This window comes from Roseibium sp. RP-7 (assembly GCF_053005225.1).
The window spans coordinates 590269-611416 of sequence record NZ_JBRKQA010000002.1; the positions used below are offsets into that span (position 1 = coordinate 590269).

A 21148-nucleotide genomic window follows, 5' to 3' on the forward strand; every position below is an offset into this window, starting at 1 on the left:
CGCTTCTGGAGCGCCATTTCCTCGCATCCGAATGAGGCCTAGCCGCTTAAACGCGCATTGCCATTGGATAGTAAAAAATCGCAATACTTTACCTGCTTGCAGCGAGCCATCACTGCGTCATTTCCTCGTACTCGAATTAAATAAATTCATCACATCGCAACCTTTTAAGATATTGATTTAAAATACATAAATGACAAAAATATTTAATTTACTTGATGAAATTAACCAGATGTTTGCCCATTTAATTTGCATTTGATTAAAGGCTCTTGGTGTATCCAAGTTCCGCAGAGGAACTAATGAAAACAAGTTTACTGTCAAAAATTACAGTAACGCACAAGTAAACAGGGAAACGCCATGAAAACCTTACTGAGCCTCCTGGCTGGGGCACTGATGATCAGCTCTGCCGTTCAGGCTGCCAACCTTCCGGCACCAACAGGTGATGTCGTCCTCGTTGTGACCGGAAACATCAAGAACACCAACAAAGGTGACAGCGCCGAATTTGACATGAAGATGCTGGAAGGCCTTACAGAAATCTCCAAGACGCTCGAGACTCCCTGGACTGAAGGCACCACTGCCTTTTCCGGCCCTCAGCTGCGCGCAGTGCTGGAGGAAGTTGGCGCACGCGGTTCCAAACTGATCGTCAAGGCTCTCAACGACTACAGTGCAGAAGTGCCGGTAGAAGATGCCGAGAACTTCGACACGATGCTGGCGACCAAAATGAACGGCGACTACATGTCCGTTCGCGACAAGGGCCCCCTGTTCCTGGTCTACCCTTTCGACACGAACCCGGAACTCTTCAACGAGAAATACTTTTCCCGTTCGGTCTGGCAAATCCGTGAAGTTGAAGTGGTAGAGTGAAAAACCAGCTCGAAATAGGCGGCAAGGCCGTTGAACAGGCTGCAAGGGCGACGAAATCCGTTCTCGTCGTCCAGATCTTTCTTGTCTGTACGGTCCTTGCCATCTTTTCAATGCTGGTCAAACGTGAAGGCCAGTTGCATGACGCTATCCGCGAAGACGCAATCTGGGCTGTCTATCAGCTCGACCGCGAAACACGTGCCGTCTACGAGCTGGTGCAACACGTCAAATATCGTATCGGCGAGGCAGGTGTCGAAGCGGCGCAGGAAGCCGTAGCACCGCGAGATCTCGTAACGCGTTACGACATCCTCTATTCGCGTCTCTCGGTCCTCGCCAACTCCAAATACAACGTCTTCTTCGAGCAAAGTCCGAACTTCAGATCCAGGATCACGACCATTCAGACCAAGATCCTGGCCATCGAACCTGTCTTCAACGAAATCGCAGCGAAAAAGAATTACACCGACATCGACTTTGCGCCTGTCGAAGAAACGCTCGGAAAAATTCGTAGCGCCACGAACGAATTTCTTGTCCGCACGAACGCGACGATTTCAGAAGCGCGCGCCGAAGCCCGCAACGACGTCTTCCATGTACAGATGCTGGCCTTCCTCTTCATGTTCGCGATTGTCGTCGCCGCACTCTTTCTCGCCCTGCATATGCTTCTGCAGGTCCGCATCGTGAAACAGACGCGAGAAGGGATGAACAGGGCCGCAGCCGAATTCGAAAAGGCCTATGAAGCAGCAGAAGCCGGCAACAAGGCCAAGTCGGAGTTTCTGGCCACGATCGGACACGAAATCCGCACCCCGCTGAACGGCATTCTCGGCATGGCCGAACTTCTGGCACAAAAGCAGCTTCCGGAAGAAGAAACCGGCTACGTCCGCACCATCACGAGTTCCGGCAATACACTGCTGGAGATGATCAACGAGATCCTCGACTTTGCGAAGATCGAATACGGATCCCTTGAGACCGAACAGATTGGCTTCCGGCTCGACGAACTGGTGCAAGAGGCGGCAGCTGTCGTGGAAGGCAAGGCGCTCGAGCAGAATGACGAGCTCAAGCTAAATATCGACCCGACACTTGAAAAAGCTTTCATCAAGAGCGACCCCACCCGGCTGAAGCGCGTCCTGCTCAACCTGCTGTCCAATGCCGTGAAATTCACTGAAAACGGCTCAATCCACGTCGATGTGGTTGCCGGAAAAGTTGTCGCCGAGACCCTGGAACTCAAGATCAGCGTCAAGGATTCCGGTATCGGCATTGCCGAAGAGGCACAAAAGCAGCTCTTTACCGCATTCCACCAGGTCGATTCCTCGATCAGCCGGCGCTTTGGCGGCACGGGCCTCGGCCTTGCCATCTGCAAACAGATCGTCGAGGCGATGGGTGGATCGATAGGTGTGTTCAGTATTCCTGGCGAAGGCGCGACCTTCAGCTTCACCTTGCCGGTTCAACTGGCACATGCCCCTGCTGCGAATCTCACCGGTTTGGATAGCGGTTCGACCCCAACTGCATTGATCCCCCGTCTGCGTATCCTGCTCGTGGAAGACAACGTCATAAACCAGCGTGTCGCAACGAAGTTGCTGGAGAGACTGGGTCAGGAAGTTATCGTTGCCAGCGACGGCAGAGAGGCGATCAAACATGTGCAGGACGCCACTTTCGATCTCGTACTGATGGACGTGCAGATGCCTGATCTCGACGGGATCGCGGCAACACGGCTGATACGGAACATCGGCGCTCCATTCGACAAGCTGCCCATCGTTGCAATGACGGCAAATGCTTCCGACCGGCACCGCCAGGACTGCCTGGACGCGGGCATGAATGCCTTCGAGTCCAAGCCCGTCACCTTCCAGAGGCTTGCGACCATCCTGCGTGAATATGGTCCTTCGGACACTTCAGCAGAAGGCATCACCGACCTGCCGACATCCCCAGGTTCTCCGGAACCGACGGAACAGAGGCATGCGGCTCAATCCGACGCAGCGACACCAAACGCCAACGTGGTTCGCCTTGCCGGAGAAGAGAAAGGGGATGCCAGACGAGCTGAACTGCGGGAGGAACTTGGCGAGGAGGTCTTCCATTCTCTGGTGAATGCCTTCTTTGAAAATGCCGACACTCTCGTTGTGCAAGTCACCGAGGCAGCAAGCTCGGGTGATGGGGAAAGCTACGACCGGCTGCTGCACACACTGAAAGGTGCGGCGGACAATCTCGGATTTACGACCCTCTCAAAAACTGCGGACGCACTTCGCACCAGCATCGAAACCTCCAACCAGGTGACACTCCTGACGGTGGAGCTGGAAAAAGCAAAAAACAGATACCGGAAGATTGCGATATGACCGACACACCGCTTGCCGACACCGATTTCCGCATCCTGCTGGTCGAAGACGATCCCACCAACCGCATGATCATGGAACGGCTTGTGGAGCGCATCCCCGGATGCCACGCAGTCAGCTTTTCCCATCCCATCGACCTGATCGCGGCGCTCGACAAGGTCGAATTCGATGTGGCGATCGTCGACTATCAATTGCCGGGCCTCAACGGCATCGAGCTGATCAAGGAAATTCATCAACACCCCGCCCATACTGACAAGCCGATGGTGATCGTCACGGCAGACAAGGACCGGGACACGCGCATCGAGGCCCTGACCTCCGGTGCTGTCGATTTTCTGAACAAGCCGCTCGAGGTGGTGGAATTCAAGGCCCGTGTCCGGAACCTGACCAAGCTGGCCGAGGCACAGCGCAAACTCGCCACCCGGGCGGAATGGCTGAAAGAGGAAGTCGACAGGGCAACGACCGAACTCAGGAAGCGCGGCGAGGAAATCGTTCACCGGCTGATCCTTGCTTCCGAATACAAGGACCTCGACACGGCCATGCATACCCTTCGCATGGCGAACTTCTGCGAGTTGATTGCCGAAGAACTCGGCATGAGCATGGAGTTCCGGCGAGACCTCAAGATGGCCGCACCAATGCACGACATCGGCAAGGTTGGCATTCCGGACAGGATCATGCTGAAACGCGGTCCCCTCACCCCGGAAGAACGCGAGGAAATCAACCGGCACACGGAAATCGGAGCCGGCATCCTCAAGGGCTCCAGCTGCCGGCTGCTGCAGGTCGCGACCCAGATTGCCGCGACACACCACGAACGCTGGGACGGCAGCGGTTACCCCAATGGCCTGCGTGGAGAAGAAATTCCACTTGTCGGCCGGATAGCGGCCGTTGCCGACGTCTTCGACGCGCTGACGACGGAACGCCCCTACAAGTCCGCGTGGACCAACGAACGGGCCTTCAGCTTTCTGGAAGAAAAATCAGGCAGCGACTTCGACCCGGAGTGCATTGCCGCCTTTCTGAGCAAGAAGAAGGAAGTGGAGGAGATCCAGGCCAGGTTTGCCGACGAGCCCATTCCCCTGGCCAAAAACGGCTAAGGCGGTCAGTCCGCAAGACGTCTACCACAGACGCCGGCAATCGCCCTGGATTGGGTGCGATCAACGCGGCGGGAGAGGAACCGCTTTGGGCACAATGCCTTTGCCTCCTGCCTTTGCAGCGGCTCAGATCTTGTTTGCGCAAGCTATCGCCGATCCCTGAAACGCCAGGCCAAGGGGGCTCCAAATGTGCAAGCTTCGGAAAAGCTGGTTGCATCATGGTTCATCCTGACTTATGAACAGTCCCCATTAACCGTCAGGTCACGCTTTTGCGCCACGCTTGGCGGACCAGTTGAAAAGACGACCAAAGGCCAAGACAGACCCATGATCGCGGTTCGCGACATTTCTGGATCTTCTCGCAACGCGCTGGCTCAGCGCGGCGGCCTCATTCTACTTGGCGATCTCCTCCTTCTTAGATGCCCCTGAGCGTCGGCTGCTTCGCTTGTCTTTAGGCGGAACGGGCACTTAGGGGAGAGTTTTCAAAAAACCGCATCACGACCATCGGATCGCGCCACGCCTTTCCTTACCCGAGCGACCTAAGGCCCGATCCAAGCCAGGGACGAAACGACATGACTGCCACTTCCGAGAAGGACCAGGTCCGGATCTTCGACACCACATTGCGCGACGGCGAACAATCGCCCGGCGCCTCCATGACGTTGGAAGAAAAGCTGCAGATCGCGGAAATTCTCGACGACATGGGTGTCGACATCATCGAAGCCGGTTTTCCGATTGCCTCGAACGGCGATTTTGAAGCCGTCAGCGAAATTGCCAAGCGCTCGAAAAACTCGGTCATTGCCGGTCTGGCCCGCGCCATCCACGCTGATATCGACCGCTGCGGCGAAGCCGTGAAACACGCCGGCAAGGGCCGCATCCACACCTTCGTTTCCACTTCGCCGATCCATCTGAAATTCCAGATGAACAAGACCGAAGAACAGGTGCTGGAAATCATCACCGACACGGTGACACGGTCGCGCAACCTGATCGACGATGTCGAATGGTCCGCAATGGACGCAACGCGCACGCCGATCGAATACCTGTGCCGCTGCGTGGAAGCCGCAATCAAGTGCGGTGCCACCACCATCAACCTGCCGGATACGGTCGGCTACGCCACCCCGGACGAATACAAGTCCATGTTCGAGCAGATCCGTGAGCGCGTGCCGAATGCCGACCAGGCGATCTTCTCGGTCCACTGCCACAACGACCTGGGCCTGGCCGTTGCCAACTCGCTGGCCGGTGTCGCCGGCGGTGCCCGCCAGATCGAATGCACCATCAACGGCCTGGGCGAACGCGCCGGCAATGCTGCCCTGGAAGAGATCGTCATGGCGATCCGCACCCGCAGCGACGTCCTGCCCTACATGACCCAGATCGACCCGAAATTCATGGTTCGCGCTTCCAAGATGGTGGCGGGCGCGTCCGGGTTCGCGGTTCAGTACAACAAGGCCATCGTCGGCAAGAACGCCTTTGCCCACGAGAGTGGCATCCACCAGGACGGCATGCTGAAAAACGCCGAAACCTATGAAATCATGCGCCCGGAAGACGTTGGCGTGAAAGCCACCTCGCTGGTCATGGGCAAGCATTCCGGCCGCCACGCCTTCCGCGACAAGCTGAAAGAACTGGGCTTCGAACTGGGCGACAATGCCCTGCAGGATGCCTTCCGCCGTTTCAAGGACCTCGCCGACCGCAAGAAACACGTCTACGACGAGGACATTGAAGCCCTGGTCGAGGACGAAATCAGCATCCTGGGCGAAAGCACCAAGGTGATTGCGCTGACGGTAATTGCCGGTACGGGTGGCCCGCAGAAGGCGATCCTGACCATGGACGTCAACGGCCAGCACGTCACCAAGGAAGCCACGGGCGACGGTCCTGTCGACGCCACGTTCAACGCCATCAAGGCTATCGTGCCGCATGAAGCCAAGCTGTCGCTGTACCAGGTGCATGCGGTGACAGAAGGCACCGACGCACAGGCCGAAGTGTCCGTGCGCCTGGAGGCCGGCGGCCGCATTGCCACGGGCAAGGGAGCGGACACCGACACGCTGGTCGCTTCCGCCCGTGCCTATGTTTCGGCCATGAACAAGCTGGCCCTGCGCCAGCAGACCGGCAATCCGGGCGCGCTTGCTGCCGTCTAACGCCGGAACCACCAAAAGCTCCGGATCAAGGTGACTGCATTATCGCCCGATTTCGGACCTGACACGAAAAGCCTCCTGCACCACCGATTTTCCGGTAAGGTTCAGGAGGCTTTGTTTTGTCGGGGAGGACAAACGGGTGGAAAGCCCTGGCACAGACGGAGAGATGAAGCGCGTGGTGATCGCCGGATGCCCGGGGGCCGGCAAGTCCCGTGCGGCCCGAACCTTGAGCGATCTGACCGGCCTGCCCGTCATTCATCTGGACAGTCATTACTGGCAACCGGGTTGGCAGCGCCCTTCCCCCGAAACCTGGCGCGCCACCATGAAAGAGCTGATCGCTCGCCCGCGCTGGATCATGGACGGCAACTACGGCAGCACCCTGGACCTTCGCCTGAAAGCAGCTGATACGCTCATCTATCTCGATTTTAAGACGTTTCTCTGTGCGACGAGAGTGCTTAAGCGCTCCGTTCTCGGCCGCGGAGGCACCCGCAGCGGCGAATTGCCGGACGGCTGCCTGGAGCGCTTCGACTGGCCGTTTTTCAAGTTCGTTCTGAACTACAGGCGGACGCGGCGGGAACGTGATCTGGAAAGCATCAGGGTGTTCTCCGGAGTGAGCCATGTCTTCATCCGTCCACGCCAGTTGAAGCGATTTCTCGGCTCACTCGAGAGCGGACCGGTTTCCTGAATTCCCCCGTTGCCTGCCGGCAAAAAGCCCCTGGATCCGCCAAAAGGGCCGCAGAAGCGGCCCCTTTTCAATCCGTGTTGTGACGTCAACCCTGCGAAATCCGTTCGGAAAGCTGGCTGTTGGTCATGGCTTCGCCGTCCAGGTTCCAGGTCCCGTCCACAGTGTGCACCACGTTTGAATAGATGCGGTCCCGTGGCAAACGACCTTCTGCCGCCGCGGCGATGATGTCTGTTGCTTCCTTGAAGAACCCGACCTGAACGTCCCGCGCAGCCAGGGCAAAACTTGGCGTCTTGCATTCCAGCCAGGCCCCTTCCACCGGCTCTCCGCCGGACAGCGCCCCGTTCTTCGGCAGTGCCTGTATCTGCATGGTCACGTTGGGGGTCATGACCTTGTTGCCGCCAAGCCCGTGCCATTTCAGGAAGGCTTCGGTGATTTTCCTGCCTGCTTTCAAACCGGCATCTTCGCTCATCACGCCCTGGGTGTAATTGAGTGCAAGTGGCATTTCCGTTCCTCTCAATTAAATATAACGTTCGCTATATTCTCTGACGCACTCTATTTATGTAACGATCGTTATGAAGTCAACAAAATATATAACGATCGTTCTTTAATCGAGAGAACCGCATGGCAAAACAACAACTTCGCAAGGCAGAAACCCAAAAAGCCTTGCTCAACGCATCAAGCAGGGCCTTCCGGAGCGAAGGATATTCCGGGGTTGGTGTCGACGCGATCGCAAAGGCAGCGGGTGCTACTTCGGGTGCATTCTACGCGCACCTGGGATCAAAGGACGGGGCCTTTCATGCTGCGCTGGAACAGGGACTGGACGAAGTAATCACCACCATTCCTGACTACCGGGAACGTTTCGGCGACAAATGGGTCGAGGCATTTGCACGGTATTATCTCGGCACGGCGCATCGGCAGGACCGCGCCTGCGGCTGTGCGATGACCGCACTGTCGCCCGATGTCGCACGGGCCAAGCCTGAGACCCGCAAACTCTATGATGACAAGATGCAGGAAATAGCGTCACTCGTTGCCGAGGGGCTCAAGGAAGGCACCCCGTCTGAACGGCGGAACCGCGCCTGGGTTTTTCTCAGTCTCCTGATTGGAGGACTGACCACGGCACGGGCCATGTCGGATGAGGCCCTTGCCGAAGCCGTGACAGCGGCCGCCCTGCCCGCCGCCTTGCAGGCTGCCGGCGTTTGATGGCGACCAATCACTCAGGCGATCAACCGCCCGTGCCAGACTCCGGAGACTGAAGATATTGCCGGCGCGTGATCCGGTAGAACCGGCAATGCAATCCGTGCTTTCGTATTTCCCGCCAGAAACGCAGTCCTGCCTTCTGCATCACCCGCTGCGAAGCCTTATGTTCCGCAACTGCATAGGCAAGCATGTGATCGTTCTGTGTCGTGTCGAAGAACCAGCCGACAAGAGCCCGCGCGATCTCGCTCGCATAGCCCTTCCCCCAGGCTGACCGTTTCAGGCTGTAGCCAAGTTCATAGCCTTCCGGGTTCCTTTCGAAGGAGAACCCCGCCCGGCCGATAAAGGCTCCCTCAACCGTCTCCAGTTTCCATTTGGACATCCCGGTGACCCGGTGATCGCCGACGTAATTCGCCAGCCGCCGGCGCACTTCCTCCGGATCCATGATCGCCGGTCCCGGAGACAGATAGCGATTGACCTCCGGATCTGAATGAAGGTCTTGCAACAATGGGAAGTCATCTTCGGAAAAAGGCAACAGGCGCAGCCTGCCTGTTGTCAGAATGGGTGTGTTCAAATGGGTCACTCTCAAAAAAAGGGACCGTGGCAGACACGGTCCCGACGCATTTCTCGAGGTCCCGTAAGCCCCGAAAATGCCTAAGCACTCATGAGATAGGATTGCATGGACGGGCTCAGGAGCTGAAACACGTCCGCCTGCATGCCTTCGATAACTTTGCTCTCGCGGTGATAGAAACCGTTGCCCTTGACCACTTCTCGCATGGTCCGGTTGTCGGTGCGCACGACAGCGACCAGATGGGAAAAATAGGTGTTTTCGAAGAACCAGTCTGACAAGGCGGCACAAAGGCGCTTGGGCAGATCCGGGTCCTGATCCAGCACGTCGAGACGCAGGCAATAGTTCAGACTGATCTCGGAAGTTTCGCTGACAGGCGTAAACCCGGCCCAGCCGAGAAATGCCCCGTCGGAAGACACCGCCTTCCACTTGGCAAACCCGAGGTCATCCTGGTTCTGCTGAGCAGACCGCACCAGTTCTTCCGCATCAACGACGGTGCAATTGGTGGAATATTCTGTACATCGGTTGCCGTAAGGATCGGAGTGAAGATCTTTGACGAGATGAATATCGGTTGGCTTGAAAGGGACGAGCCGCACTGAACCGCATTCGAGTATGATCGTCTGCACCGTGACCTCCCAGTCTAGGATTTCTTCAGGCCTTACAAGCGGCGGCGAATCCCACCACCGAACGCATGTTAGCCATGTAACCCTGAATTGTGCCATTGCCATGGCAGACAAAAGTATAAGATCAATTTTGACAAAAATATATTCGCAATACCAAAGAGTTACGCTCACACCACTGCTGCACCGCACACATCAAGAAGTTGACGCTGAGCCGTCAAACTGTTCGGAGAAAGGCCTCCATCTCAATTAGGTTTGAAGGATCAACCCGTTGCCAATCCGACATCTGGTTGCGAAACCAGGTTTCCTGACGCTTTGCGTATTGACGCGTTGCAACAGTCAGCCTGTGGATGGTTTCTGCATAATCGGCTTTTCCGGCAAGATAGGCGCCAAGTTCCGGCACGCCGATTGCCCTCATCGCTGGCAACTTATCCGATAGGCCTTGTTCAAGCAGCGCCCGCACTTCATTGAAGCCTTCTTCGCAAACCATCAACCTGGCCCGTTGCTCGATACGTTCATGCAGCCAGGGCCGCGGAGGTGCCAGAACGATCCGGTGACACGCCTGCGGCTTGAGAAGAGGCGATGACTGGGCGTGCTGTTGCCACGCCTTCAGAGGGCGGCCGGTTGCCAGCAAAACCTCCAGTGCACGGGCAAGACGTTGCGGATCAACCAGCGCCTCGGCAGACTCAGGATCCCCCCCGGCAATCAGGTGCTGCCTCAAACCTTCCACACCTTGCGTGTCGGCAATGGATCTCGCCCTGGCACGGATCTCTTCCGGAATGCCAGGCATTTCCGCAAAGCCTTCCGTCAGCCCCTTGAAGTAGAGGCCAGTGCCACCGACGAGGATAGGCATCTGGCCGTTTCCCCAGGCATCTTGCAGTTCCCGTTCCGCCAGGCGCAGCCAGTCGCCGGTCGAAAAGGCAGTCGATGCAGGCAACACGCCGTATAGCCTGTGAGGTGCTTCAGCCTCCTCCGCCACGCTGGGGCGTGCGCTCACCAGTCGCAAGTCTTCGTAAAGCTGCATGGAATCTGCATTCACGATGACTCCATTCAGCCTTTTGGCCAGCGTCAACGCCAAAGCGGACTTGCCGCTGGCTGTCGGCCCGGCTATCAGAATGGCGCGCCTTGCAGTTGCGGGCGTGCCGTCATCGTCGTCCAGGGAACCGTCCATGTCTTTTGTTGCCACTTTGGTGTCCACTCCTGCTGCGCCTGCAGTCGACGAGGATCTGGTTCGGCGAGCATCCGACGCACTTGGCGTTACCGGAACCTCGACACGTCTTTCTGCAGGTGTCGCAGCGGATATCCGCTTTGAGGGTCTGGATGCAAGTGCCGCGGACGGTATCTTGCGCGAAGTGATTGGCCGTGCCCCCGTCGACGTCTTTGTGCAGAAGGAAGCCGGCCGCCGCAAGCACCTGCTGATCGCCGACATGGATTCCACCATGATCCGCCAGGAATGCATCGACGAACTGGCGGCTGAACTTGGCCTCAAGGATCGCATATCGGAAATTACCGAGCGGGCGATGCGCGGCGAGATCGATTTTGAACCGGCCCTGCGCGAACGTGTTGGCCTTCTCGCCGGATTGCCGGTGTCGGCCATTGAAACGGTGCTCAGCAAGCGGATCCAGCTGATGCCGGGCGGCCGTACGCTGGTCCAGACGATGAAGGCGAACGGCGCTTACTGCGCCCTTGTTTCCGGTGGCTTCACCCATTTCACATCTGCTGTCGCGACGCTGATCGGGTTTGACGAGAACCAGGCCAACACCCTGCTGGAAGTGGACGGAAAACTGTCAGGCAAGGTCGGAGAGCCGATTCTCGGACGCGAAGCCAAACGCACCCGCCTGGAATATCTCGTCGCGGAACGAGGCCTGGAATTCGCAGATACGCTTGCGGTCGGAGATGGCGCAAACGACCTCGCCATGATCGAACGCGCTGGAGCCGGTGTCGCTTACAGGGCCAAACCGGCAGTCGCCGCCGCCGCCGACTTCCGCATCGACCACGGCGACCTCACAGCCCTGCTCTACCTGCAAGGCTACGCGGAGAGCGATTTCGTTCTGAGTTAAGGCGCGGGTCTGCGGCAATCCTGATTTGAGCGGTTTCGAATCCTCGCCTCGCGCGGGCGGTCCTTCCTTCCTGTCTTTCAAGGAATGAACCTTTCGACGGAGTATGCAGCCCATCCTTCGAGACAGGCCTCCGGCCTTCCTCAGGATGAGGGAGAGTATGTGGGGATACCGAATACAAAACTCTTCGAAATGGTTAGGGCACACACTGTCAATTCGCCCCACGGCACATCCAACTCGCCAAGGCCATCAACATCCTCCAAGCCCCCAACTCCACCCCACTACCAACCTCATCCTGAGGAAGCGCGGAGCGCTGTCTCGAAGGATAGGCCCCTTGCTCCAAAGCATCCCCCTTCCCGTTCCAGACAGACCTTCAGCCGTCTTCAGGAAGAGCGTGCAGGAGACTGAAAGCAGAAAAAAAGGGCGCCTCACGGCGCCCTTCTGCATTCAGCTTCCGAAGTCTGGAAGGATTACTCGTCTTCGATCCGCACCGGAACGAAGCGGACATCACCCGTCGGATTGGCCAGCAGAAGCAGGGCCGAGCGGCGGTTGTCCTTTTTCAGCTTGTCGATCTCGGCCATGACGTCTTCCGGCGTCTCGACCGTTTCCTGAGCGACTTCCTTGATAACATCGCCAGCCATCACGCGCTTTTCCTCGGCAGATGTGCCTGGCTTCACTTCCGTGACCACAACACCGCTGACGTCTTCATCGATGGAAAACTGCTTGCGCAAGGCGTCGTCCAGAACGGCAAGCGACATGCCGAGCACTTCGCTCTTTTCGACCGGCTTTTCCGCAGGCTCTTCTTCCTCGGTTGCGCTGGCTTCGGTCACCTCGGTTTCAACGAGCTGCTCGAGGATCACGCTGATGGCGACTTCCTCGCCCTTGCGCAGAACCGTGACCTCGACTTCCTTGCCGATTTCAGTTTCCGCCACCATGCGCGGAAGTTCGCGCATCGTGTCGACATCCTTGCCGTCGAACTTGATGATCACGTCACCCGGTTCGATTTTCGCCTTGGCCGCCGGACCATCGTCGGTCACACCGGCAACCAGCGCGCCCATGGCCTTGTCCATTGCCAGGCTGTCGGCAATCTCGTCCGTGACTTCCTGAATGCGAACACCCAGCCAGCCGCGGCGGGTTTCGCCGAACTTGCGCAGCTGATCGATCACGTTCATGGCGGTGTTGGCCGGGATCGCAAAGCCGATGCCGATGGAGCCGCCGGACGGCGAGATGATGGCCGTGTTGATGCCGATCACGTTGCCTTCCATGTCGAACAGCGGTCCGCCCGAGTTACCCCGGTTGATGGAGGCATCCGTCTGGATGAAGTTGTCGTACGGACCGGAGTTGATGTCGCGGTTTCGTGCCGACACGATACCGACGGTCACCGTGCCGCCCAGACCAAACGGGTTGCCGATCGCCATCACCCAGTCGCCGACGCGAATAGCGTCGCTATCGCCGAAACTGACGGCCTTCAGCGGCGTGGTCGGCTCCACCTGCAGCACTGCGAGATCGGTTTTCTCGTCGGTGCCGAGGAGCGTCGCCTTCAGCTTGGTGCCGTCGTTGAAGTTGGCGGTGATTTCGTCCGCCCCTTCGATAACGTGATTGTTGGTGATAATGATGCCGGCTTCCCCGTCGATGACGAAGCCCGAACCCAGCGACTGAACCCGCCGCGGCTGGTCGTCGTCCCGGTTCTGCCGGTTGAAGAATTCTTCAAAAAACTCCTGGAAGGGCGAACCTTCCGGAACCTGCGGCATCGGCACCGAACGGCGGCCCTGCACGGTTTGAGCGGTGGAAATATTCACCACTGCATCCGCGAGGCCTTCCGCCAGATCCGCGACGGACACAGGTCCTTGTGCGTATGCTGCCTGGATAGGCTGAAAAGCTGCCATTCCACCGATTACGATGCCCGCCGCGACTGCGGCGATCCTGGTCATCCGACGGCGAATACTTAGTGGAGCCATAGGGCTTTCTCCTCATCCCAGCCGGTTGGACTGCAGTCAGAATGCTGACAGTCGATGGGTTTGTTCCGGTCCTTGGTTCAGAATATAGAACGGGCGGGAAGATTTTGCGCCTCCCGCCCGAAAACTTTTCGTTATCCGCGAATGATCCACACAAGAAATACGCCGATAACCGCCACGATCAGGCCAGTTGCCCGCAAGGTCTGGTCCGGTGTCTCCAGCGCGCTGCGCATGATGGACTTCATGCCACCGGGCACAAGCGCGTAGAGAACACCTTCAAGCACCAGGACCAGGCCGAGCGCCGTTACCAGTTCGCTCATTGTGCAGCGAGCGACGGATTCCGGTCGGATACGCCCTGGCTACCGTTTCCATCGGCACCCGGAGCCGGCAAGATACCGGTCGGGTCCTTGAAGAAGCGGAAGAAGCTTGAATCAGGCGACAGCACCAGGCTGGTATCGCCGGACCGCAATCCTGCCTCATAGGCCTGCATGGACCGGTAGAAGGCGAAGAATTCCGGATCGGCACCGAATGCCTCGGCAAAGATCCTGTTTCTTTCAGCGTCACCGGTACCACGCATGATTTCCGAGTCACGGCGTGCTTCAGCAACAAGAACGGTCGCGTCGCGATCCGCACGGGACCGGATCCTGCGGGCAGCTTCTTCACCCTGTGCACGGATTTCCGTGGCTTCCTGCTGACGCTCGGTCTGCATACGGGCGTAGATTGCCTGTGAGTTGGCGTCCGGCAGATCCGCACGGCGGATCTTCACGTCGATCACCTCGATGCCGAGCTGTTCGGCATTGGCATCGATATCGCGGCGAATGTTTTCCATCACGCCGGTACGGTCGTCGCGAACAAGTGCCACGAAGCTGGTGCGGCCGACTTCCGAACGCAGCGAGGACTGCAGGAACGTCGACAGGCGCCGGTTGGCGGTCTGGATGTTCTGGACACGCTGATAGAACAGCACCGGATTGGAGATCTGGTACCGCGCGAAGGCATCCACGATCAAACGCTTCTTGTCCGAGGTGATCGGCTCAAGCGGCGGCATGTTCAGGTTCAGGATGCGCTTGTCGAAGTAGACGACGTTCTGAACGAACGGGATCTTGAAGTAGAGACCCGGTTCCTTCTTCGGCTGTTCGACGATCTTACCGAACTGCAGGACAAGTGCCTGCTGGGTCGGATTGACGATGAAGACCGAGAGATAGGCGACGACCGCTGCGATCAGCAGGACGATTGCAAGAATACCACTACGCATGATCAGTTGCCTCCCGCGCGCTGTGCAGGGGCGGTCTGACGCCCGTTCAGGTCATTCAGCGGCAGGTACGGCAACACGCCGGAGCCTGTCGAGTCGCTGTCGATGATGATCTTGTTGTTCGAGCCCAAAACTTTTTCCAGGGTTTCGAGATACAGACGCTCACGGGTCACGTCCGGTGCTTTCCTGTATTCTTCGTAGATCTTGGTGAAACGCTGGGACTGACCGGTTGCCTCGGCAATGGTCTGGTCCTTGTAGGCGTTTGCCGCTTCCAGAACGCGTGCTGCTTCACCGCGCGCTTCCGGGACCACCCGGTTGGCGTAGGCCTTGGCTTCGTTGCTGATGCGCTCTTCGTCGGCGCGTGCGGCCTGCACGTCGCGGAAGGCGTCGATAACCTGCGCAGGCGGGTCAACGCGCTGCATCTGGACTTCGCCGATCTCGATACCCGACTGATAGCTGTCGAGTGTCTTCTGCATCAGGCTGGCAACGTCGTTCTGGATGGAAACACGATTTTCCGTCAGGATGGAGTCGATCTTCGATCCGCCAACAACCTCACGCATCGCGCTTTCGGCCACGGCTTTCACGGTCGCTTCCGGATCCTGGATATTGAACAGGAAGTCGGCAATACCCTCGTTGGTATTCCGGATACGCCACAGGACCTTGAAACCGACGTCGACGATGTTTTCGTCGCCGGTCAGCATCAGGCTTTCTTCCTGAACGTCGCGTGCGCGCACAACGCCGGAGCTGCTGACGTTTTCTTCGGTGCCAACAGTGGTTTCGCGCTGCAGTTCGACTTTCGGGGTGTAAACTTCACCGATCGGATAAGGCCAGTTGTAGTTCAGGCCAGGAGGGGTCTGATCCTCGACCTTGCCGAGTACCAATTCGACACCGACCTCGCCTTCATCGACAACATAGAAGCCGAAAGCCAGCCAGACGATAAGCGCCACGCCGACCACGATCCCGCCGCCGATGAAACCCAGGCCGCCGCCGCCACCGCCCGGAAGGACGTTGCGCATGCGGTCTTGGGTACGTTTCAGGAGCTCTTCAAGATCGGGTGGGTTTCCGCCTCCACGGTTGGAGCCTCCACCCCACGGGCCGTTGCCGTTACCGCCGCCGCCACCGCCGCTGCCCCAAGGGCCGCCGTTGTTTCCGCCACCTTTCCAGGGGCCACCGCCACCTGACTGATTGCTCCAAGGCATCAAAACTTCCTTCTTTGTCGTCCGGCACGTTATCCCGGACAGGGATTTTCACCCGTTCTGACTCACCGTTGGTTATAGGGAGGTTACCGTATGCTTTCAACGGAAAGCCCCACGTAAAAACCTCCCAAAACCCGCGTGTTCCCGTGCCGCAGGTGGTGGTAAACGGAGAGACTGTCAAGACCGACGGAACATTTGGCCGCACCCCGCCGGAATTTGCCCCGAAAAGACGGGCTCAGTTCACGTTGGCGGAACGGATCATGTCGACATGCAGAATACCATCCTCAATGTATTCTTCAGACACCGTCGCAAAGCCCAGGGAGCCGTAGAAAGCCTCCAGGTAAGCCTGTGCGGAAACGTGGATCTCGCACCCCGGAACCAGGGCCTCCGCCTTGTCGATGCCGGCCTGCATCATGAGACGCCCGAGCCCGCTCCCCCTGCCTGCCTTGGCAATGACCACCCTGCCGATGCGGGCACGGCCCTGCTGAGGTTCTGTGAACAGGCGGATTGCGCCCATAAGCGCTCCGGCCTCCTCGTCTTTGATGAGGTAATGCAGCGCCGTCTGGTCCTTGCCGTCGATGTCGGCGTAAAAAGACGCCTGCTCCAGAATGAATATATCCTGGCGCAGTTTGAGCACTCCATAGAGGTCGTTGAGGCTTAGCTCATCGAAAGTGGCCCATCTGGCCGTCAGATTGGCGGGTAAACTCATGACAACGGATCCGATAGGTATTCAAGCCTTGCGGCGGTAGGAGACGAAGGTGAAATCTGCGCTGTCGCGTTCGGTGCGCTGGCCCGGCTCGCGACCGACTTCCTGCCACACCGCCGGATCGATGTCCGGAAAGCGGGTGTCTCCCGCCGGCTGCGCGTCCACCTCGGTGATCTCGAGACGGTCGGCTTTGCCGATCGCCTGGGCATAAAGCTGCCCCCCGCCGATGCACATGACCTGGTCGACGCCAAGATCCGCTGCCAGTTCCGCTCCCCGTCGCAGCGCCTCTTCGAGGGACGTCGCAGCTTCCGCACCTTCCGGCGCATATTCCGGATCCCTGGAAACAATCACATGCGGACGTCCCGGCAAGGGCTTGCCGCCGAACGACAGAAACGTCTTGCGCCCCATGATCACCGGCTTTCCAAGCGTCAGTCGCTTGAAATACTTCAGATCCGACGGCAACCGCCAGGGCATGTCATTATCGGACCCGATAATCCCGTTTCGTGCCACCGCGGCAATCAAGACAAGTTCCGGCAAAGCCATCTCCGAATCCGGTTTTCAATTCCTCAAACGCCTCCTAGCATGGAAACGCGAGCCAGGAAAAATCGCAGACATTTTTCTTGCCAGGCTGTCGGATAAGCGCCCCTTGGCACGTCCTTGAAACTGGACCGCCACGACAAGGAGATTTCCGGAATGTCCGACCTGATGGAAACCGTCTTGATCGAACGCACCCGCGCGTTGATCCCGGATGAAAATGTCGAGCAAAGGCGCATGTTCGGCTCCACCTGCTTCATGGTCCACGGCAACATGCTGGTCTGCGCCTCCAAACGCGGGCTGATGGCACGTGTGGGAACCGCACAGCAGGAAGAGGCGGTAGCAAGGCCCTTTGCCTCTGTCTGCAACATGGGTGGCCGGCCCATGCCCGGCTTTATCCGGGTCGAGCCGGAGGGGATCGAAAGCGACGAAGACCTGAAGAGCTGGATCGATATGGCCAGATCCTATGTCGGCGCACTGCCGCCCAAGACTGCCAGGCCCAAGAAGCCGAAAACCGGAAAGACGGCAAAATGAACGGCTCCGGTTTTCAGCCAGAAACCTTCCGTTTTCTGGAACAGCTTGCCGCCAACAACACCAGGGACTGGTTTGAAGCGCACAAGGCCGATTACCAGCGCTTCGTCAGGGATCCGGCCGACGCGGTTCGCGGCAGGCTTGCCGAAACGCTCTCGCGGCTTTGCGGACACGACCTCACCTCGAAGCAATTTCGCATCAACAGGGACCTACGCTTTACCAGGGACAAGACACCCTATAACACCCACGTCCGCATGGCCTTCTGGCCGCAGGACACCGCTTTCCAGGGCAAGGACGCGCAACCGCCCAGCTTCTTCCTGTCCGTGGAAGCTGATCATGTGCGCACCGGCGCAGGGTGCATGCGGTTTTCAAAACCGGTGCTCGGATCGTTTCTCCAGACACTCGAGACGGACAACGGCGAGGACATTGGAGATCTGATCGCCCATATGACGGCTGCCGGGTTTGAAATGTCCGCCCCAGATCTTGCCAAGGTTCCTCGCGGCTTTCCCGCGGACCACCCGCGCAGTGGTCTCGCCCGGCACAAGGGCCTCGCCGTTTGGCGAGACGTCAGCGACATCGGGTCGCTTCAGGGGGCAAACGGCCACGAAGCGATTGCAAGGCTCTTTGAACCTGCACTCCCCTTCTGGCGCTGGCTGATGACACTTCACGCGCACCGGACCTGACACATTGGCTGCGGAGAATACCCAGAACGCAAGGCGAAATCACTTGATCCAAAGCGCTTTGGAAACTATGACCATCGCATTCGCGTTTCCACTCCAGATGAGTTCCCATGGCACTTCCCAAAGACCTTGCGCTCCGTTTTCCCGGCGATTTTCTGTTCGGTGTTGCAACCGCGGCCTATCAGATCGAGGGCGCAACCAGCGAAGATGGCCGCAAACCCAGCATCTGGGATGCCTTTTCGAAGATGCCCGGTCGCGTTTACCAGAGGCATTCCGGAGATATGGCTTGCGACCACTATCATCTTTGGGAAAGCGATCTGGATCTGATCAAGTCACTCGGCGTCGACGCCTACCGATTTTCCATCGCCTGGCCGCGCATTCTTCCCGATGGCCGAGGCCCGGTGAACGAGAAGGGTCTCGACTTCTACGACCGGCTGATCGATGGCATGGTTGCCCGTGGTCTGAAGGTCTATCCGACGCTGTACCACTGGGATCTGCCGCTGACCCTGGCGGGCGATGGCGGCTGGACCGCCCGCAGCACGGCAGAAGCGTTTGCGGACTATGCGGAGATTGTCGTCAAACGGCTCGGCGACCGGATGGAGGCACTCGCGACCATCAACGAGCCATGGTGCATCTGTCATCTCAGCCATCTCTACGGCATCCATGCTCCCGGTGAAAAAAGCATCGAGGCGTTCGCAGCCAGTGTGCACACGCTGAACCTGGCACATGGCCTGGGCGTTCAGGCTGCCCGGTCCGTAAAGCCGAACCTGCCGATGGGCATCGTCATCAACGCCCATTCCGTCTATCCGGTCAGCGACACACCACAGGATAGGCAAGCGGCAGACCGGGCCTTCCAGTTCAACAACGGCATTTTCTTCGAACCGATGTTCGAGGGCAGTTATCCGGCGGATGTGCTCAGCGCCTTTGGCGACCACATGGACATTCGCGACGGTGACCTTGAAACCATTCACCAGCCTCTCGACTGGTGGGGGCTGAACTACTACACGCCGCTACGCGTGAAAGCAGACACCAATGCCAGCGCGGTCTATCCAATGGCCGAGACGGTTCCCCCAACTCCAGGGCCGGAGCTGACCGATATCGGCTGGGAAGTCTATGAAAAGGGCCTGTCGGATCTCCTGAAGGAACTCGACACCCGTTACCCGCTTCCGGACTGCTACATCACTGAAAACGGTGCCTGTTACAACGACGAGCCGCAGGACGGTGTGGTCAACGACCAACGCCGGATCGACTATCTGGAAAAACATTTCGGTGCCATTGCCGATGCACGCGAGGCAGGCGTTCCGGTGAAGGGCTATTTCCTCTGGAGCCTGATGGACAATTTCGAGTGGGCCGAAGGCTACAAGATGCGCTTCGGCATTGTTCACGTGGATTATGGCACCCAGGTCCGTACGCTGAAGAACAGTGCCCTGTGGTACCGGGACTTCTTGGAAGCGCATCGGCAGGGGTGAAAACGCTTCAAGCATTCGCCCTGCATTGCGGATCAGTGCAACCAGCGCGCACGCTTAACTTAACCTAGCCTAGCCTCCTCTCCCCTCATCCTGAGGAGCGAGCCTGCTCGCGTCTCGAAGGATGGGCGGCATATTCAGCGTGTGGGGCCCATCCTTCGAGACAGCGCTGCGCGCTTCCTCATCCTGAGGATGTATTGGTGTCAGGATCAGGCGTTCAAAGGCGAGGCTACGCTTCCCGTAAATTCGCCAGAATGATCTCGCTCCAGACCCGGGTCGGCGGGATCCAGGCCGACCAGTCGTTGTAATTGCCGGAATAGATGACGGCCGCAACATCTGCCTTGGGGCACAGCCAGAGCCGCTGGCCACCATTACCGAAGCCGGCAAACCAGGGTGTCGGGCCGCCAAGAGCCGGAACAGGAACCTGGCCGCAAAACCAGAAATAGCCGTATCCCGGCCCTTCGCTGGTTTCGATGATTGGCTGCAGTGAAGCCCGGATCCAGGCTTCGGGAACAATCTCCCGGCCCTGCCAGATACCGTTGTCAAGAACGAGACGTCCGATCTTGAGCAGGTCCGGCGCAGCCAACCTCAGCCCGGATGCCGGCGAATAGGCCCCATCCCGGCCGATAGACCAATCGAACTGATTTATGCCAAGTGGCGAAAACAGGCGTTCCCTTGCATAATCGGCCAGCTTCTGCCCCGTTCCCCGTTGCAGGATCTCGCCCACCAGCGCGGTGGCTCCGCCGCTGTAGATCCATCGGGTGCCGGGGTCTCCCACCAGCTGCCGCTCCAGAATGTAACGGTACCTGTCCGGGGCCATTTCCATGGCGATTTCGCTGTTTTCCGGATCGGTATAGGGGCGGGACTCGTCCCACTCCATGCCGAGCGACATGGTCAAGGCGTGCTCCACGGTCCGCTCCATGCGTTTCGGATCCGCGGCAAGGTCGGCATATTCGGGAAAAAGCTCCAGGACCGGCGTATCGAGCGTCGGCACCTCGCCCCGCTCCAGCGCAATGCCATAGAGCAAGCTGACGATGGATTTGGTGATAGAACGCAGATCGTGAAGGGTCTCGGGGCCGAAGGCTACCACACCGATCGGACGGCCCCAGTTTTCGTCCTCTCCCTTGCCATAACTTTCCAGAACCGTCTCACCACCGCGTTCTGCAATCACGACATGAAGATGCGGCAACAAACCTGCCTCGGCACCGGCGCAGAGCTTGCGGCCAAGGGACGTATCGAACCCGCGACGCTCGGCAGCCGCCGCGTGAGGTGAGAGCGAAAGACCGTCGGTTGACTTCATGGAGAGCTCCCTTGCGTGAAACCTGA

21 protein-coding genes are annotated in these 21148 nt (G+C 58.5%); 10 read left to right on the plus strand and 11 right to left on the minus strand.

Features of this window, described 5'->3' with window-relative positions; all coding sequences use genetic code 11:
* Positions 1-354 precede the first annotated feature (354 nt).
* The 5 genes from ACVDG9_RS17435 to ACVDG9_RS17455 all read left to right on the plus strand — a co-directional run bounded on the left by ACVDG9_RS17435 (position 355) and on the right by ACVDG9_RS17455 (position 7066).
* Entirely contained in the window at positions 355-858 is a 504-nt protein-coding gene (locus tag ACVDG9_RS17435) for a putative pterin-binding protein (RefSeq protein ID WP_075283544.1), read from the plus strand.
* Complete coding sequence (locus ACVDG9_RS17440) at positions 855-3176, plus strand: ATP-binding protein (protein ID WP_447238563.1); 2322 nt, start codon at positions 855-857, stop codon at positions 3174-3176. Before ACVDG9_RS17435 ends, ACVDG9_RS17440 begins: the two co-directional genes overlap by 4 nt.
* Complete coding sequence (locus tag ACVDG9_RS17445) at positions 3173-4261, plus strand: HD domain-containing phosphohydrolase (protein WP_055655419.1); 1089 nt, start codon at positions 3173-3175, stop codon at positions 4259-4261. Before ACVDG9_RS17440 ends, ACVDG9_RS17445 begins: the two co-directional genes overlap by 4 nt.
* A 566-nt stretch (positions 4262-4827) precedes the next feature.
* A complete protein-coding gene (locus ACVDG9_RS17450; protein WP_023000539.1) occupies positions 4828-6384 on the plus strand; it encodes a 2-isopropylmalate synthase in 1557 nt (518 codons plus the stop codon).
* A gap of 136 nt (positions 6385-6520) precedes the next feature.
* Complete coding sequence (locus ACVDG9_RS17455; protein ID WP_447238564.1) at positions 6521-7066, plus strand: P-loop NTPase family protein; 546 nt, start codon at positions 6521-6523, stop codon at positions 7064-7066.
* 85 nt (positions 7067-7151) lie between these two features.
* Here the strand turns inward: ACVDG9_RS17455 and ACVDG9_RS17460 are convergent, their stop codons facing one another.
* On the minus strand, positions 7152-7568 hold the full coding sequence (locus ACVDG9_RS17460) for a hypothetical protein (RefSeq protein ID WP_023000537.1): 417 nt from the start codon (positions 7566-7568) through the stop codon (positions 7152-7154).
* A gap of 119 nt (positions 7569-7687) precedes the next feature.
* Between ACVDG9_RS17460 and ACVDG9_RS17465 the strand changes: the two genes are divergently transcribed.
* The gene (locus ACVDG9_RS17465; protein WP_168684518.1) at positions 7688-8266 is read left to right on the plus strand and encodes a TetR/AcrR family transcriptional regulator; all 579 of its coding nucleotides are present in this window, start codon (positions 7688-7690) and stop codon (positions 8264-8266) included.
* 22 nt (positions 8267-8288) lie between these two features.
* On the opposite strand, the gene ACVDG9_RS17470 is transcribed toward ACVDG9_RS17465, so the two are convergent.
* The 3 genes from ACVDG9_RS17470 to miaA form a co-directional block, all read right to left on the minus strand.
* A complete protein-coding gene (locus ACVDG9_RS17470; protein WP_447238565.1) occupies positions 8289-8834 on the minus strand; it encodes a GNAT family N-acetyltransferase in 546 nt (181 codons plus the stop codon).
* Between the two features lie 80 nt (positions 8835-8914).
* Positions 8915-9454: a GNAT family N-acetyltransferase gene (locus ACVDG9_RS17475; RefSeq protein ID WP_023000534.1), complete on the minus strand. Its 540-nt coding sequence runs from the start codon at positions 9452-9454 to the stop codon at positions 8915-8917.
* A 211-nt stretch (positions 9455-9665) separates the two neighbouring features.
* A complete protein-coding gene (miaA, locus tag ACVDG9_RS17480) occupies positions 9666-10619 on the minus strand; it encodes a tRNA (adenosine(37)-N6)-dimethylallyltransferase MiaA (protein ID WP_447239039.1) in 954 nt (317 codons plus the stop codon).
* On the opposite strand from miaA, the gene serB reads away from it, so the two are divergent.
* Positions 10618-11508 carry a phosphoserine phosphatase SerB gene (gene serB / locus ACVDG9_RS17485; protein ID WP_228872245.1) on the plus strand — a complete coding sequence of 297 codons (891 nt, stop codon included), beginning with the start codon at positions 10618-10620 and terminating at the stop codon, positions 11506-11508. The genes miaA and serB overlap by 2 nt on opposite strands.
* A 467-nt stretch (positions 11509-11975) precedes the next feature.
* Here the strand turns inward: serB and ACVDG9_RS17490 are convergent, their stop codons facing one another.
* The 6 genes from ACVDG9_RS17490 to ACVDG9_RS17515 form a co-directional block, all read right to left on the minus strand.
* The gene (locus tag ACVDG9_RS17490) at positions 11976-13463 is read right to left on the minus strand and encodes a DegQ family serine endoprotease (RefSeq protein WP_031269138.1); all 1488 of its coding nucleotides are present in this window, start codon (positions 13461-13463) and stop codon (positions 11976-11978) included.
* Positions 13464-13594: 131 nt separating this feature from the next.
* On the minus strand, positions 13595-13780 hold the full coding sequence (locus tag ACVDG9_RS17495) for a DUF2065 domain-containing protein (RefSeq protein ID WP_023000530.1): 186 nt from the start codon (positions 13778-13780) through the stop codon (positions 13595-13597).
* Positions 13777-14712: a protease modulator HflC gene (hflC, locus tag ACVDG9_RS17500; RefSeq protein WP_023000529.1), complete on the minus strand. Its 936-nt coding sequence runs from the start codon at positions 14710-14712 to the stop codon at positions 13777-13779. The genes ACVDG9_RS17495 and hflC overlap by 4 nt, the downstream gene beginning before the upstream one ends.
* A 2-nt stretch (positions 14713-14714) precedes the next feature.
* Positions 14715-15908: an FtsH protease activity modulator HflK gene (gene hflK / locus ACVDG9_RS17505; protein WP_023000528.1), complete on the minus strand. Its 1194-nt coding sequence runs from the start codon at positions 15906-15908 to the stop codon at positions 14715-14717.
* A 232-nt stretch (positions 15909-16140) separates the two neighbouring features.
* Entirely contained in the window at positions 16141-16614 is a 474-nt protein-coding gene (locus ACVDG9_RS17510) for a GNAT family N-acetyltransferase (RefSeq protein WP_447238566.1), read from the minus strand.
* 21 nt (positions 16615-16635) lie between these two features.
* Complete coding sequence (locus tag ACVDG9_RS17515) at positions 16636-17154, minus strand: dihydrofolate reductase (RefSeq protein WP_168692551.1); 519 nt, start codon at positions 17152-17154, stop codon at positions 16636-16638.
* Between the two features lie 150 nt (positions 17155-17304).
* Between ACVDG9_RS17515 and ACVDG9_RS17520 the strand changes: the two genes are divergently transcribed.
* From ACVDG9_RS17520 to ACVDG9_RS17530, 3 genes are all read left to right on the plus strand, one after another.
* Positions 17305-17679: a TfoX/Sxy family protein gene (locus ACVDG9_RS17520; RefSeq protein WP_447238567.1), complete on the plus strand. Its 375-nt coding sequence runs from the start codon at positions 17305-17307 to the stop codon at positions 17677-17679.
* On the plus strand, positions 17676-18359 hold the full coding sequence (locus tag ACVDG9_RS17525; RefSeq protein WP_447238568.1) for a DUF2461 domain-containing protein: 684 nt from the start codon (positions 17676-17678) through the stop codon (positions 18357-18359). Before ACVDG9_RS17520 ends, ACVDG9_RS17525 begins: the two co-directional genes overlap by 4 nt.
* A 107-nt stretch (positions 18360-18466) precedes the next feature.
* Entirely contained in the window at positions 18467-19825 is a 1359-nt protein-coding gene (locus ACVDG9_RS17530; RefSeq protein ID WP_447238569.1) for a GH1 family beta-glucosidase, read from the plus strand.
* 226 nt (positions 19826-20051) lie between these two features.
* Here ACVDG9_RS17530 and ACVDG9_RS17535 read toward each other — a convergent pair whose 3' ends face one another.
* On the minus strand, positions 20052-21122 hold the full coding sequence (locus tag ACVDG9_RS17535; RefSeq protein ID WP_447238570.1) for a serine hydrolase domain-containing protein: 1071 nt from the start codon (positions 21120-21122) through the stop codon (positions 20052-20054).
* Positions 21123-21148: the final 26 nt, after the last annotated feature.

What these genes read in the sequence shown, in the direction of transcription:
- ACVDG9_RS17435 (WP_075283544.1), top strand. Translation starts at nt 355, where the DNA reads ATGAAAACCTTACTGAGCCTCCTGGCTGGGGCACTGATGATCAGCTCT.
- ACVDG9_RS17445 (WP_055655419.1), top strand. Translation starts at nt 3,173, where the DNA reads ATGACCGACACACCGCTTGCCGACACCGATTTCCGCATCCTGCTGGTC.
- ACVDG9_RS17450 (WP_023000539.1), top strand. Translation starts at nt 4,828, where the DNA reads ATGACTGCCACTTCCGAGAAGGACCAGGTCCGGATCTTCGACACCACA.
- ACVDG9_RS17460 (WP_023000537.1), bottom strand. Translation starts at nt 7,568, where the DNA reads ATGCCACTTGCACTCAATTACACCCAGGGCGTGATGAGCGAAGATGCC.
- ACVDG9_RS17465 (WP_168684518.1), top strand. Translation starts at nt 7,688, where the DNA reads ATGGCAAAACAACAACTTCGCAAGGCAGAAACCCAAAAAGCCTTGCTC.
- serB (WP_228872245.1), top strand. Translation starts at nt 10,618, where the DNA reads ATGTCTTTTGTTGCCACTTTGGTGTCCACTCCTGCTGCGCCTGCAGTC.
- miaA (WP_447239039.1), bottom strand. Translation starts at nt 10,619, where the DNA reads ATGGACGGTTCCCTGGACGACGATGACGGCACGCCCGCAACTGCAAGG.
- ACVDG9_RS17490 (WP_031269138.1), bottom strand. Translation starts at nt 13,463, where the DNA reads ATGGCTCCACTAAGTATTCGCCGTCGGATGACCAGGATCGCCGCAGTC.
- ACVDG9_RS17495 (WP_023000530.1), bottom strand. Translation starts at nt 13,780, where the DNA reads ATGAGCGAACTGGTAACGGCGCTCGGCCTGGTCCTGGTGCTTGAAGGT.
- hflC (WP_023000529.1), bottom strand. Translation starts at nt 14,712, where the DNA reads ATGCGTAGTGGTATTCTTGCAATCGTCCTGCTGATCGCAGCGGTCGTC.
- hflK (WP_023000528.1), bottom strand. Translation starts at nt 15,908, where the DNA reads ATGCCTTGGAGCAATCAGTCAGGTGGCGGTGGCCCCTGGAAAGGTGGC.
- ACVDG9_RS17510 (WP_447238566.1), bottom strand. Translation starts at nt 16,614, where the DNA reads ATGAGTTTACCCGCCAATCTGACGGCCAGATGGGCCACTTTCGATGAG.
- ACVDG9_RS17515 (WP_168692551.1), bottom strand. Translation starts at nt 17,154, where the DNA reads ATGGCTTTGCCGGAACTTGTCTTGATTGCCGCGGTGGCACGAAACGGG.
- ACVDG9_RS17520 (WP_447238567.1), top strand. Translation starts at nt 17,305, where the DNA reads ATGTCCGACCTGATGGAAACCGTCTTGATCGAACGCACCCGCGCGTTG.
- ACVDG9_RS17525 (WP_447238568.1), top strand. Translation starts at nt 17,676, where the DNA reads ATGAACGGCTCCGGTTTTCAGCCAGAAACCTTCCGTTTTCTGGAACAG.
- ACVDG9_RS17530 (WP_447238569.1), top strand. Translation starts at nt 18,467, where the DNA reads ATGGCACTTCCCAAAGACCTTGCGCTCCGTTTTCCCGGCGATTTTCTG.
- ACVDG9_RS17535 (WP_447238570.1), bottom strand. Translation starts at nt 21,122, where the DNA reads ATGAAGTCAACCGACGGTCTTTCGCTCTCACCTCACGCGGCGGCTGCC.